Origin of the sequence: uncultured Methanospirillum sp., from assembly GCF_963668415.2 — an archaeon.
Classification (GTDB): Archaea; Halobacteriota; Methanomicrobia; order Methanomicrobiales; family Methanospirillaceae; genus Methanospirillum.
Genome location: NZ_CAXXDL010000001.1, coordinates 2,253,650 through 2,266,292 on the forward strand (window position 1 = coordinate 2,253,650; position 12,643 = coordinate 2,266,292).

The 12,643-nt window shown below is 43.7% G+C and carries 14 protein-coding genes; 6 read left to right on the plus strand and 8 right to left on the minus strand.

What is annotated here, in order from left to right; all coding sequences use genetic code 11:
* Positions 1–189 precede the first annotated feature (189 nt).
* A complete protein-coding gene (locus tag ACHZA2_RS10570) occupies positions 190–591 on the minus strand; it encodes a helix-turn-helix domain-containing protein (protein WP_319579672.1) in 402 nt (133 codons plus the stop codon).
* A 602-nt stretch (positions 592–1,193) separates the two neighbouring features.
* On the opposite strand from ACHZA2_RS10570, the gene ACHZA2_RS10575 reads away from it, so the two are divergent.
* The 4 genes from ACHZA2_RS10575 (at position 1,194) to ACHZA2_RS10590 (ending at position 4,724) form a co-directional block, all read left to right on the plus strand.
* Positions 1,194–2,234: a DUF362 domain-containing protein gene (locus ACHZA2_RS10575; RefSeq protein ID WP_319579673.1), complete on the plus strand. Its 1,041-nt coding sequence runs from the start codon at positions 1,194–1,196 to the stop codon at positions 2,232–2,234.
* Positions 2,227–3,129, plus strand: coding sequence for a permease (locus ACHZA2_RS10580; protein ID WP_319579674.1), 903 nt, complete (start codon positions 2,227–2,229; stop codon positions 3,127–3,129). The genes ACHZA2_RS10575 and ACHZA2_RS10580 overlap by 8 nt, the downstream gene beginning before the upstream one ends.
* 66 nt (positions 3,130–3,195) lie before the next feature.
* Positions 3,196–3,951, plus strand: coding sequence for a nickel pincer cofactor biosynthesis protein LarB (gene larB, locus ACHZA2_RS10585; protein WP_319579675.1), 756 nt, complete (start codon positions 3,196–3,198; stop codon positions 3,949–3,951).
* Positions 3,948–4,724: a LarC family nickel insertion protein gene (locus tag ACHZA2_RS10590; RefSeq protein WP_319579676.1), complete on the plus strand. Its 777-nt coding sequence runs from the start codon at positions 3,948–3,950 to the stop codon at positions 4,722–4,724. The genes larB and ACHZA2_RS10590 overlap by 4 nt, the downstream gene beginning before the upstream one ends.
* Before the next feature lie 53 nt (positions 4,725–4,777).
* Here ACHZA2_RS10590 and ACHZA2_RS10595 read toward each other — a convergent pair whose 3' ends face one another.
* Complete coding sequence (locus ACHZA2_RS10595) at positions 4,778–5,134, minus strand: helix-turn-helix domain-containing protein (RefSeq protein ID WP_319579677.1); 357 nt, start codon at positions 5,132–5,134, stop codon at positions 4,778–4,780.
* Positions 5,135–5,284: 150 nt separating this feature from the next.
* Here ACHZA2_RS10595 and ACHZA2_RS10600 point away from each other — a divergent pair, with 150 nt between their 5' ends.
* Positions 5,285–5,917 carry a flavodoxin family protein gene (locus ACHZA2_RS10600; protein ID WP_319579678.1) on the plus strand — a complete coding sequence of 211 codons (633 nt, stop codon included), beginning with the start codon at positions 5,285–5,287 and terminating at the stop codon, positions 5,915–5,917.
* 14 nt (positions 5,918–5,931) lie between these two features.
* On the opposite strand, the gene ACHZA2_RS10605 is transcribed toward ACHZA2_RS10600, so the two are convergent.
* From ACHZA2_RS10605 to ACHZA2_RS10620, 4 genes are all read right to left on the minus strand, one after another.
* Positions 5,932–6,189, minus strand: coding sequence for a DUF4405 domain-containing protein (locus ACHZA2_RS10605; protein WP_394698549.1), 258 nt, complete (start codon positions 6,187–6,189; stop codon positions 5,932–5,934).
* A 110-nt stretch (positions 6,190–6,299) separates the two neighbouring features.
* The gene (gene larE / locus ACHZA2_RS10610) at positions 6,300–7,118 is read right to left on the minus strand and encodes an ATP-dependent sacrificial sulfur transferase LarE (RefSeq protein ID WP_319579679.1); all 819 of its coding nucleotides are present in this window, start codon (positions 7,116–7,118) and stop codon (positions 6,300–6,302) included.
* Positions 7,119–7,820: 702 nt separating this feature from the next.
* Positions 7,821–8,138: a hypothetical protein gene (locus ACHZA2_RS10615; RefSeq protein WP_319579680.1), complete on the minus strand. Its 318-nt coding sequence runs from the start codon at positions 8,136–8,138 to the stop codon at positions 7,821–7,823.
* Between the two features lie 37 nt (positions 8,139–8,175).
* Complete coding sequence (locus tag ACHZA2_RS10620; protein WP_319579681.1) at positions 8,176–8,760, minus strand: winged helix-turn-helix domain-containing protein; 585 nt, start codon at positions 8,758–8,760, stop codon at positions 8,176–8,178.
* Positions 8,761–9,026: 266 nt separating this feature from the next.
* Between ACHZA2_RS10620 and ACHZA2_RS10625 the strand changes: the two genes are divergently transcribed.
* A complete protein-coding gene (locus ACHZA2_RS10625) occupies positions 9,027–9,431 on the plus strand; it encodes a pyridoxamine 5'-phosphate oxidase family protein (protein ID WP_319579682.1) in 405 nt (134 codons plus the stop codon).
* 306 nt (positions 9,432–9,737) lie between these two features.
* On the opposite strand, the gene ACHZA2_RS10630 is transcribed toward ACHZA2_RS10625, so the two are convergent.
* Both ACHZA2_RS10630 and ACHZA2_RS10635 read right to left on the minus strand, forming a co-directional pair.
* Positions 9,738–11,087 carry a nitrogenase component 1 gene (locus tag ACHZA2_RS10630; RefSeq protein WP_319579683.1) on the minus strand — a complete coding sequence of 450 codons (1,350 nt, stop codon included), beginning with the start codon at positions 11,085–11,087 and terminating at the stop codon, positions 9,738–9,740.
* Positions 11,087–12,643, minus strand: a complete 1,557-nt coding sequence (locus ACHZA2_RS10635; RefSeq protein WP_319579684.1) for a nitrogenase component 1 — start codon at positions 12,641–12,643, stop codon at positions 11,087–11,089. The genes ACHZA2_RS10630 and ACHZA2_RS10635 overlap by 1 nt, the downstream gene beginning before the upstream one ends.

Below are 12,643 nucleotides of genomic sequence, written 5' to 3' on the forward strand. Positions count from 1 at the left end.
TCTTAAGTAGATCTCAAACTTCAGTACCTTTTCGAAACAATGGAGATGTAAGCCGATTTTGTGTGTTCTGTGGTTAATTGCCTTCAAAAATTGTATCCCCATTAATTCGCTGCTGATAATTGGGGTGCTTTCATTTGGATACCAGAAAAGGATAATACTGTAGAGACATTGGCAGATGAAGCCAGGGAGTTACTCATTACATTTTTCACATTCTTCATCTTCGCTACATACTACCTCAATATCATCAGGCATGTGTCTGGATCCCCAAAGGCAAAGTACATCCAAAACAGGCATTAATGATTTTCCAAGGTCTGTAAGAGAATATTCCACATGAGGTGGTATCTCTGCAAACACTTCCCGATGAACAATCCCGTTCTTTTCAAGATCTCGAAGAACCCTCGTTAACATCCTTTGACTGATGATATGGTCTCCCTCTTCTAATATCGTGGAGGAGCGAATTTTCCGGTCTCCAATAACATAAATCATCAATCCGTTCCATTTTCCTCCTATTAGATCAAGGGTTGCCTCAACACCGGTGAGATATTTTTTATCAGTTTTTTTCCTGCTATTTCCACCAGTTGAATGATTCATATGATACGAATAGCCCCCAATGCTATCAACTGCTTTCTATATCAGATTTCTTTCTTGAAACAACCGTTTTAAATGGAATTTGGATCAAATATGTCGGTTGATAATTGTTTAAACAATGTGGGGTTATGAAGAATATTGTAGTGCGTTTACTGGAATTTTAACATATATTTGCGAATAATTTGATTTACCTTAAATTATCGATATTTTTATCAATCATCGGGAGTTTGATAGTTTTTTCATGAAATCCGAAGTTTAATTATTTGCTTGGTAAAAATATCCCTATTTGTCTGGATGATCCTGATTATATCGTACAATAACTCTGTTTTTTCCAGTTATGTAGTATGTTTGTATAATAACATTTAGTTACATCCTTGTTCGTATGGAACATGAATGTTCCATTTTCCTTTATGAATTTACATTTTTTACAATATATTGCGATATCTAAAAACACATCATTGTTCTTCTATTACCCAGGGTAACGAAGAACCAACACTAAATCTGTGATTTTTTGATATCATTATCAGATTGTGACTGTAATTCGCGATATTGGGTGTATGAAAACGATGACTCTGATTATTAAAAGATTATGGAAGTGACGAACAATGCGAAAAAAATTACATATTCTTCTGGTTTCTCTCTTCTTTCTTACATGTTGTGTATATGGAAGCCTTGGTGCTGAAGATGAGGGGATTATCCAGGATCAGCAATCAACAACTAATTTGTCCTTCATTGGAGAAGTTTCAGAACCTGATTCTCAACTATCAGGTGGGAATGCTCAAGATGTGCCAACAGTCTATATGACTAAAAATATCACTCCGGAGGGGTTGATGTCTGTATACAAGGCACTTGGGCGTGAAGCAACAGGAAAAGTTGCGATTAAACTGCATATGGGAGAACTTGGAAACACAAATTATCTTTCTCCTGATCTCATCAAAGATCTGGTTCTTTCAGTAAATGGCACATTTGTTGACTCCAATACCTTCTATGGAGGGGCAAGAAACAATACCCCAATGCACCTGCAGGTTGCAAAGGATCATGGTTTTACCTATGCCCCAGTTGATATCCTGGATACTGACGGAGAGATCAGTCTTCCAATAAATGGAGGAATTCAACAAAAAGAGGCAATACTTGGATCACATTACAAGAATTATGACTTTATTATCTCAATTGCGCACTTTAAAGGTCATGCAATCGCGGGATTTGGTGGAACATTCAAGAATCTTGCGATTGGACTTGCTTCAGTGAAGGGGAAGGGAAAGGTTCATGGAGCTGAGACACTCGCGGATGCCTTTATTACTCCTCAACCTGAATTCCTTGAAAATGTGGCTGAGTACACCAAAGCCGTTGCTGATGATAAAGGTGACAAAATTGTCTACATCAATGTATTGAACAATCTCTCTGTAGATTGTGATTGTGACGGCCGTGCACATAAAGCTGAACTGGCAGATATCGGCATTCTTGCCTCACTCGATCCGGTAGCCCTCGACAAAGCCAGTGTTGACCAAATTTATGCATCTCCTGATGAGGGTAAGAAGCATTTAATCGAGAGGATAGAAGCACGAAACGGAACTCTTGTTCTCGATGATGCAGAAAAACTTGGAGTAGGCAGTCAGCAATATAACCTGGTGTCAGTGGATGGATGACCCTTTACAAAGGGAACTCATCTATTTCCAGTTTTATTTCAACACCCAACTCGACCAGATAGCCATTTACTGGGTCCTGGGCATCCTTATTGGATCAGCAATATCTGTGTTTGGTCAACGCTGGATTCACACATTTTCCGTGGCAATGCAAAAGAAAAATTGTGGAGTCTTAAGCCTTGTTCTTGCCAGCCTGCTGGGAATTGCTTCACCTCTGTGTATGTATGGAACAATTCCAATTGCTGCCTCTTTTTCACAGAAGGGGATTAAGGATGACTGGCTTGCAGCGTTTATGATGAGTTCCATCTTGTTAAATCCTCAATTACTGATTTATACCCTGGCCCTTGGCAACACAGCGTTTAGCATACGTTTTTTCAGTTGTCTCCTTTGCGGTGTTATTGCAGGAATTGGGGTTAGAATAGCATACAAGAATAAAGGTTTCTTTAATTTTACCGGTTTTGGAGATCCGGTATGTCGTGACATAGATCCAAATCTGTTTCTGCGGTACCTGAAAAATGTCTGGAGAAATGTAAGAGCAACAGGAGGATATTTTCTCCTTGGTATCATTTTGTCAGCATTATTTCAACAATACGTTCCACCGGAGTTTATCGCTAATATATTTGGAGATCAGAGAGGATTTGGTGTTCTCCTTGCGGCTACCATCGGAGTTCCGCTCTATGTATGTGGTGGAGGAACAATACCCCTTCTGATGGAATGGCTCCAGAGTGGGATGAGCATGGGGGCTGCGGCTGCATTTATGATAACCGGTCCTGCTACAAAGATAACCAATCTGGGTGCGGTTAAAATTATCCTTGGTGCAAAAAATTTCACGATTTACATCCTCTATGTGTGGATATTTGCTGTAATTAGCGGAGTTTTGATCAATGCTTTTATGTAGTGAACGTAATCTTCAGGGTTATTTAAAACATGAGATGATTTCATCAACATATGCGGAGGTGATTGAATGGACAAACATAAAATTAGAACAATATTAAAACAAGTTGCAGATGGTTCTTTGTCTGTTGATGAGGCAATATTGCAATTCAGGACAGAGCCGTTTGAGGATATGGGATTTGCCAAGATAGACCATCACCGTGGCCTTCGCCAGGGTATAGCAGAAGTGATCTATGGAGCAGGAAAGACACCAGAGCAGATTGCAGAAATATCATCGTCCCTGCTCTCTCATGGCCAGAAGACAGTTCTGATTACCCGGATTAATAATGAGGCTGCTGAGTATGTGGGGAAATTACTTCCATTACATTATTATGACATTGGGAAAGTAGGAATTATCGGTGAGATACCTGAACCAAATGGTGCAGGAAAGATTGTTCTTGCTACCGGGGGAACAAGTGATATTCCGGTTGCTGAAGAAGCAGCACTTACTGCTATGGCTCTTGGAAATGAGGTTACACGGCTTTATGATGTTGGAGTTGCAGGAATGCACCGGTTACTTGCTCATGTTGAGGATATCATGAGTGCCCGGGTCATCATCGCTATTGCAGGAATGGAAGGAGCACTGGCCAGTGTAATCGGGGGTTTTGCCGACTGCCCGGTCATTGCAGTGCCAACAAGCGTTGGATACGGGGCATCATTTGGTGGTCTGGCTGCTCTCTTGTCCATGCTCAACTCCTGTGCTAGTGGAATAAGCGTGGTGAATATTGACAATGGATTTGGAGCCGGATATCTGGCGAGTATGATCAATCACATTGGGGTTGAATGAAAGTCCTCTACCTTGATTGCAGCATGGGTGCATCAGGGGATATGCTCATGTCAGCACTGCTTGAGTTACATCCAAATCCTGAAGGTTTTTTGCAGAGGCTCAACGCTCTACAAATTCCTGGTGTTTTTATTCAGGCAGTGTCAGCAGAAAAGTGCGGGATTTGTGGAACGCAGATCATCGTTACCATACATGGGATAGAAGAAGGGAGCGATCATCTCCACCATCATGATCCTCCTCATGAACATCAGCACACCTCGATGTCTGACATCAAGCACATCATACATCATCTGGATCTCCCTTTAATTGTTCGAGATGATGTAATTGCTGTGTACACGATCATTGCAGCTGCAGAAAGTCAGGTTCATCAAAAACCTGTGAAACAGGTTCATTTTCATGAGGTAGGAATGATGGATGCAATCGCAGATGTTGCCGGGGTATGCCTTTTAATGAGTGAACTTGGGGTAGATTACGTGCTTTCTTCCCCTGTTCATGTCGGATCAGGGGAGGTTGCATGTGCACATGGAATCCTGCCGGTACCTGCTCCTGCAACGGCACATATTCTCAATGGTGTCCCGATCTATGGTGGAACGATCAAAGGAGAACTCTGCACACCAACAGGAGCTGCTTTACTAAGATATTTCTCATCAGACTTTGTATCAATGCCAGTGATGAAGGTTGAAAAGATTGGATACGGGATGGGAAAGAAAGATTTTGAGAGTGCTAACTGTCTTCGTGCAATAATTGGAGAATCTCAGAGTTTCAAACAGGCATAATCTTTTATTCACCTTTTATTGAATACCTTGCAACCAGATCTGTGTATGTGTGCTTATTCTTCTTCGCATTTAAACTCAATATCATCAGCCATATGTTCCGATCCCCACTCACAAAGTTGATCAAGGATTGGAATGAGGGATTCTGCTTTTTCAGTTAGGGAATATTCTACTTTCGGAGGCACCTGTGCATAGACTTTCCGGGTGATGAGACCATCACTCTCCATTTCCCGAAGTATCTTTGTCAGCATGCGTTGTGTGATCTTGGGTTTAACTTTGCTTAAGAACTCACTGAAGCGTAACGTCCCTTCCTTTAATTGATAAATTAATAGAGGTTTCCATTTTCCTCCAATAATATCCATTGTTGCCTCAATTGGCCAATTATATTTGTATTTCCCTGGGGTATCGATCATGGGTATCAAACCGGTAAGTATGTCTCATGTATGTTTGTATGCATTATTTTAGAGAAACCTTCCTATCATTTTTCTACAAAAACATCGGTGATACCGGTCTGTCATACAAGAAACACTCAGATTATATACCACCGATGTAGAGGAGATGACATGAAGGTAATACTGGTGAATGGGAGCCCGCATAAGAAGGGTTGTACACATACTGCATTGACTGAAATAGAAAAAACCCTGAATGAAGAAGGGTTGGATAGCGAGATCTTCTGGATTGGTATAAAACCACTTGCCGGTTGTACGGCCTGTAAGTCCTGTGCAAAGACAGGCCAATGCATATTTGATGACTCTGTCAATGAATTTCTGGAGATTGCTTGCGATGCTGATGGTTTCATATTCGGATCTCCGGTCCATTATGCAGCGATATCGGGTGCAATGACCTCATTTATGGATAGGGCATTCTATACCGATCTTCAGGCAGGTAAAAAGACATTTTACATGAAACCAGCCGCAGGAATCGTTTCCGCACGAAGAGCAGGAACGACAGCTGCATTTGATCAACTCATCAAGTACTTCACCATCTCGGAAATGCCTGTAATATCCTCCCGATACTGGAATATGGTACATGGAGGAAAACCTGAGGATGTCGAAAATGATCTTGAAGGCCTGCAAATCATGCGAGTACTTGCACGGAATATGGCATTTTTCCTAAAATGCAAGGAAGCTGGATTGAAAGCAGGCGTACAACTCCCGGTAAAAGAACAATACATCTTCACAAATTTTATCAGATAGCCTGAGTTTTCAGATCAATCTGTTGTGAATAATTTGAGGATCATCCTTTTGACTGCTCTACGGAATTGGAACACATGGATACTACAGAAAATGATCATGCATAATCCAGACCAGTCGTGGATGTCTGTGATTAAAGCAAGAGGGATATGCCGATAACTCAGTCCAAAGGTAGAAATGAATCCTGGCCATTTGATGATACCGGTTATCACGGAGACAATTGTCGTCATGAGAAGGAGGACTGTTGTAATTCTGATGAATACCCTTTTTTTCATGAAAAATCACTAATTATTCTCATAGATAAAAGAAAGGATGAAATCCAAACCACTGTTTCGTTTCATGAACCGAATTTCAAATGTTCAATATCAGTTCACCATGAAGATGACTATGACTGCTGATTTTCTGATAAAACTTCATCCATACTCCCGGAACGGTACCCTTTCAGGTCGATTGTTACGTAAGAAAACCCAATATTACGGAATTTTTCTTCGATTGGTAATCGTTGGTCAATAATTCTGATGATATCCTGAGGAAGAACTTCAATTCTTGCTATGGTGTCATGATGTCTGACTCTAACCTGCCTGACTCCGAGTACTTTTAGGATCTCTTCCCCTTCCTCAATCATCCGCAATTTTACATCAGTAATCTCCTCTCCATAAGGGATACGGGAATAGAGGCATGCTGCAGAGGGTTTATCCCAGAAAGAAAATCCTCTGAATTTGGCTATCTCCCTGATGTCTGTTTTGGTGATATCCGCAAGAATGAACGGGTGAATAACCCCACAAGAACTAAATGCTTCAATTCCCGGGCGATGTTCTCCCAGATCAGATACATTTGCCCCATCAGCAATAAAACTGCACCTATGCTGTGTTGCTGCCTTTATGAGAGTATGGTATGTCCCAATTTTACAATGCCTGCACCGATCATGGGGATTGATCTTTTTTAATTCGGTAGATAAAGATTCACCAGGTATCACTTCCAAAGAAAACCCAAGATTTTCAGCAGTCTCGACAGCCTTTGCAACCTCTTTCCGAGGGACCTCCGGACCATCGACGAGTACACAATGAACCTGTTCTTTTCCAAGAACCTCATTGGCAATTGCCGCAAGGAGCGTACTGTCTACCCCTCCGGAATATGCAACCAACATGGGGGCATGTTTTTGGAGTATTTCTTCAAGTTTTTCTAATTTAGTTGTTTGATCCATAATACCTGTCCTGTTTCAATGTTTTGTCCCGATTTTAGTTATTCGACAATGCAGGTCCATGAGATGAATGTGTTTCAAGAAACCAGGGAATTATTGTAAGTAACATGACATAGGCAAGCAAAATACAAATTTTTTTGCTCCTAGATGATATTTGACACACCAAGGTTGCAAATTTCAAGTGCCGGGCTGGTTATTATGAAGGCTGATCCAGCTCCCTAACTCTTACCGATCTGATATTTCACGGAGAATGAATTCTTAAAAAATTCGATTCAAGATGCTTGGATTCTTTGCTCAAACAGGGAATGAGATAAGTGTGTGTAACTGTCTCAATACATGTGATATCGTATCAATGAAAAAGAGTTAAGAAACATAGTTGTTTCATAGGAACATGGATGAAACTGAAAGGTAATATAGAAAAACGATTCATACTAAATTGCTTTCTATTTTGGTGAATTTGCCCTACTATGGTGTGAACCGTGCCTTTCATGCACTGAAGAAGTATTGAGTTAATCCAGGGAATTAAACGATTGCACTCTTACTTGTAAAAACGATTATCATCGGGATGCCTTCGATGAGGCTACTCAAAAACAACAGATCGTATATTCTGTTTTCTCTCCTGTGGAACCAGGGTGCTGGTACATATGCCTGAATTACCAGTACCCATATCCGATGATCTTTCCCGTGAGGAAGTAAGATTGTAGGTTAGGAGCTACAATCTGGAGATTGGGAAAGTAGCAGATGTCTGATCTTCCCTTTATGCCCGGAATTCTGGTCCCACGATATTATTGACGACACGTGCATATACCCCCCCTTACCGTGTCCGACAAAGGTGTTGATCGTCTCTTCAAAGAGAGTGAGAGCACCATCAAATCCTGCGTAGGTCCGGTTTAAGATGAGCCGGTTCATCGTTGGGAATGAGACGGTTATCGGCAGTGCTCCATACTCCTGCAGTACAGTTGGTGCTTCGAGCGAACTTGCATACAGGAACATGAATGGGCGGTTCTTCAGGTTCTGTCGCACGAGAGATGTATCTCCTCAAATCCGATGCTCATTCACCCTACGTAAAGGACTCTCTGAAAAGATGGGCCACTGAGTGTAACACTTCATATCCTCGATAACTCATCAGATATTCCCCCTTCTTATGAATCATCCCGCACTTTTGTAGTTTTTCCAGATGAAAGAGAAGATTTCCTCCACGGAGCCCGGTCGCAGACGACAAATCGGTGAATGACTTACCACCACAGTAAAGCAATTTGAGAATTTGAATCCGAACAGGACTACTGAGTCCCTCATTGAAAAGAGCAGCACTCTCCCCCTCTGGTATAGACATTACAAGTTCTGAAATTTCTTCTCCCTCCTTGTAGACACCTATTGCACGAAGCATCTCTATTTGTTTATCGAGTTGTTGGATGACTTCCTGGTGACATAATTCACAGTTATCATGTGTGGACCGGGATTGTATTACCTGTGCTTTTTTCCGAACTGATTGTATATCATCTGAAGTGAGTTCACCTGAATTAAGGTAGTTCAGAATATCACCAAGGAGTTCTTTGAATACTGGGTGACATCTCGTCCAGTTCGTGCAGCCTGCAGCTACCTTCCCAATTGACTCGCACCCCGCATCCTGATAACCTTTCATCATGACTTCACTGCAATTTTTTTGAAATTCTTTCAGAAATGAAGAGGATTGGAGATGATACATTTGTTCTGAGTACTTTTTTAAGTCTGATCGCATCTCCTGCAATTCGTTTAAAATGCGGGTAAAATCGGTTGAAATTTCAGAAATTTTAGTCATTTTATTCCCCAAAGTGATGAAGTAAGTTATAAATCTGTATCAAACAGGTGGGAAGTATACTTTTATGACGATTCAGTATATCTTTGTATTCGACAGAATAGTAGTTGATACAGATGGTAGCACTCACAGCAGAAATGAAAGCGGCATTTTCAACCATAAAAGTTTTCCCGGTTGCAACTGCCTCAAAAGAAGGATGGCCGAATGTTGTTCCTATCGGATTTGTTGAACTCGCTAGTGATGATACAATCTGGATTGCTGACAATTTCATGAAAAAAACCCTTGCAAACATTAGGGAAAATCCTAAACTATCCATCTTTATTTGGGGCCCAGAAACCCAAGGTTGCTTTCAGATAAAGGGTGATGTGGAACTGAAGACATCGGGTCCTGAGTTTGATAAGATGCATGAAACTGTAAGATCAAAAATGGCACAGGCTCCTGCAAAAGGACTTCTCATTGTTAAGATACGGGAAGTATTCTCCTGCACTCCAGGACCGACAGTCGGAGAAAAGATCATATAACTCCCTTTTTGCATGAAAAAGACCTTTTCACCGGTCTTACCTGGGGCCCCCAACGGGGCACCGTTGGGGTTTTGATAGTACAACTCCACCCCCGGTTATACTCTGTTTTCTCTCCTGTGGAATCAGGGTACTGGTCAATATGCCTGAAGAACCAGTACCCATATCCGAAAGTTCCCGTAAGGAAGTAAGATTGTAGGTTAGGACCTACAATCTGGAGATTGGGAAAGCAGTAGATGTCTGATCTTCCCTTTATGCCCGGAATTCTGGTCTCACGAAATTATTGACTACACGTACATATACCCCTCCTTACAGCGGTCCGACAAAGGTGCTGATCGTCTCTTCAAAGAGCGTGAGAGCACCATCAAACCCGGCATAGGTCCGGTTTAAGATGAGCCGGTTCATCGTTGGGAATGAGACGGTTATCGGCAGTGCTCCATACTCCTGCAGTGCAGTTGGTGCTTCGAGCGAACTTGCATACAGGAACATAAATGGGCGGTTCTTCAGATTCTGTCGCACGAGATATGAATCGGTCTCAAATATCACATCAGGTTTAACCGGGGTCTCAAGGCCTTCGGTGAGGTGTTTTATGATCTCTGCCCTGACCTCCTCCGGTGGTTCATCAGAGATCTGGACGACATCAGGCAAATACCCGAGTTCATTAACCAGGAACCGGGTAATCCCTATTGCAATGCCTGAATCAGCCACTACCGCAAAGAACGGATGTGGTCTGACCAGCATGTGAGCGTCACCACCGTATTCAATGAACCGGTACACCCGTCGCTCTTCAGATTCAATGACCTTCTCAACAACGCCCTCTGAAACATTGAGTGCTTTTCCAACAGTCCGGAGAAACTCTGCGGTCTGTTTTGGCCCGATTGGGACTGATGGGAATGTCAGATACGGTGTGTTGAACTTCTCTTTCAGCAGGTTTACAACCCGGTGACCGTTCCATGTCGAGAGGACGATGTTATACTCTGCAGATGGGATGTTTCTGAGCTGATCGGTTCCGTCAAACTCGGCAAGGAACACATTTGCGGTTATTCCGATTCTCGCAAGCAGATCCTTTATGACTTTTGCATCTCCTTTCCAGAAGACATGCTGATATGGAACTATTCCGAATATGTTCACCGTCTTCGGCTTGATCTTCTCAGCTGGTTTGAGCAGGTCGTTGATTACTGCTTCAAAGAAGAGTTCATACCCTTCATATGAATTTCCGGTAAACCCGGAAGTCTTCACATAGATGATGTCCTTCTCCTCTCTAAATGGTCTGACAACCGCACTCACGTCATCTCCGATAAGTGATGGAACACAACCGGTGATCACTGCGTAGAGATCCCCTTCCATCAGTTCAGTACTTGCCGAGATGAGATCCCTCAGTTTCTCCTCACCGCCAAAGACGACGTGGTGCTCGACAAGTGAGGAACAGGGAGTACTGGTTCCTCCCTGTGGACCACCTGCGTTCTGGCCCCCGGCATAGAGCTGCCCGAAGAGCTGGCCGATACCACAGCCGGCTCCTGAGTGAAGGATTGGAACTGATCCATATATCCCGAGTGCAGTTCCGAGTGCTCCTCCAAGTGCACAGGAGAATCTCGGTGCTTCTAATGCTCTCCCTTCTGAATAATCTTCAGATGTCGATTCTGCTTCTGCACTGCTCATTAGATGCTCTCCGGTTTCATGTAGTAGAGTGGGTTTGACTGTTTGAACCACCACTCGCGGTAACTGTCTTTTGTCTTCGCTTTGAGGGTCTTCTGGAACGAGGTACTCTTAAGTGCCTGGAGGAGGAAATTTCCAAAGGCGATCGCTCCGGTGTACCCGCTCTGTGCACTCCACGGATGTGGATCTCCACGAAGTGCGTGAATCCTGGTTGATCCCTTGACTCTCTTGTATGCCCCTCCCTGGAATGGGCAGCTGAGGGTCAGATCGGGGTCGAGCTGCTGGGTGATATGTGACTGCTCTGCGGCCTGGAACGTGTTTACCAGAAGATCGAAGTCACCAACCTTTGAGATAACCTCTTCGAGATCCTCAAGGATCAGATTGTCATAGTCCTGTGACATCGCAGCCGGTGATGTGAGCCCAAGTTCGTCAAAGAACGGGAGCTGTGCAAGCAGCCTGCCCTGTCCGAGTGATCCGAGCACCCGTACCTTGCTTCCCTTTTCAGCAGCAATCCGGTCAAACTCTGATCTGATCGCCTGTAGTTTTGGAACCCAGGTCTTGTGCTCATCCTCAATCAACGCCTCGATCTCATCGACCTTCCCGGTATGCTTTCCGATCTGTCTGAGCCACTCATCAGTATTTGCAACACCCATCGGTGAGGGATACATGAAGTACGGAACACCATACTCCTGCTCGAGTCCGCGAGAGATGTAATCGGTATACGTCGGGCAGAGTGGTGCAGTTACTGCGGCCTCTGAGAGCTGCTGGAACTGTTCCACACTGGCAAACTCCGGAATCAGGTTTGCACGAAGACCGACCTTGCTGAGCAGCCTCTGAATCTCAAGCCTGTCCTGCCAGGTGTACGAGAGCATACTTGCAACATTAACCAGGTCCTCCTGCTTCTTCTCTGGTTTTTTCACCAGGTACTTCAGGATTGCATGCCAGAATGCATCATATCCGGTCTGAACCAACCGGGATCGAACGCCTTCACAGTGTATCGGAACGATGGTTGCGTCGATATGAGGCTGTACATCAGCGACTGCTCCTTCGATGTCTTCACCGATGATCCCGGTAGTACAGGAGGTCAGGATGAAGATTGCCTTTGGATTGTAACGGCGTTGTGCCTCGTATATGGTCTTTTTCAGCTTGTCGCCGGCCCCGTATACGACATCCTTGTCCCGAAGGTTTGTGGTCATCCAGTGCAGGTCATAGTTTGCAGGTCTTCCCATCTCGACAGGGACTCCCCTGAAGAGCTCACGGTATCCGAGTGCCGACGATGAGCACCCCACCGGAGCATGAAAGATCGTTGCCGAATCCCTGATCGTGCCGACACGAACCGAGAGGTAGAAGTTGAGCGTACATCCTGACGACTGTGCGAATCCACGCTCATGATTCTTGAGGCATCCTGATTTTGCCTGGTCGACGAGCTCACTCGCTTTCCCATAGAAGATATTGATACCATTTGCCCGTTGTTCACGGTTTGGACAGGTGGTCTGGGAGAGATCTATCTTCTTCTCGTAGAGCTCCTTCTCTGCTTCATCCCTGGTGTTGTATACCAT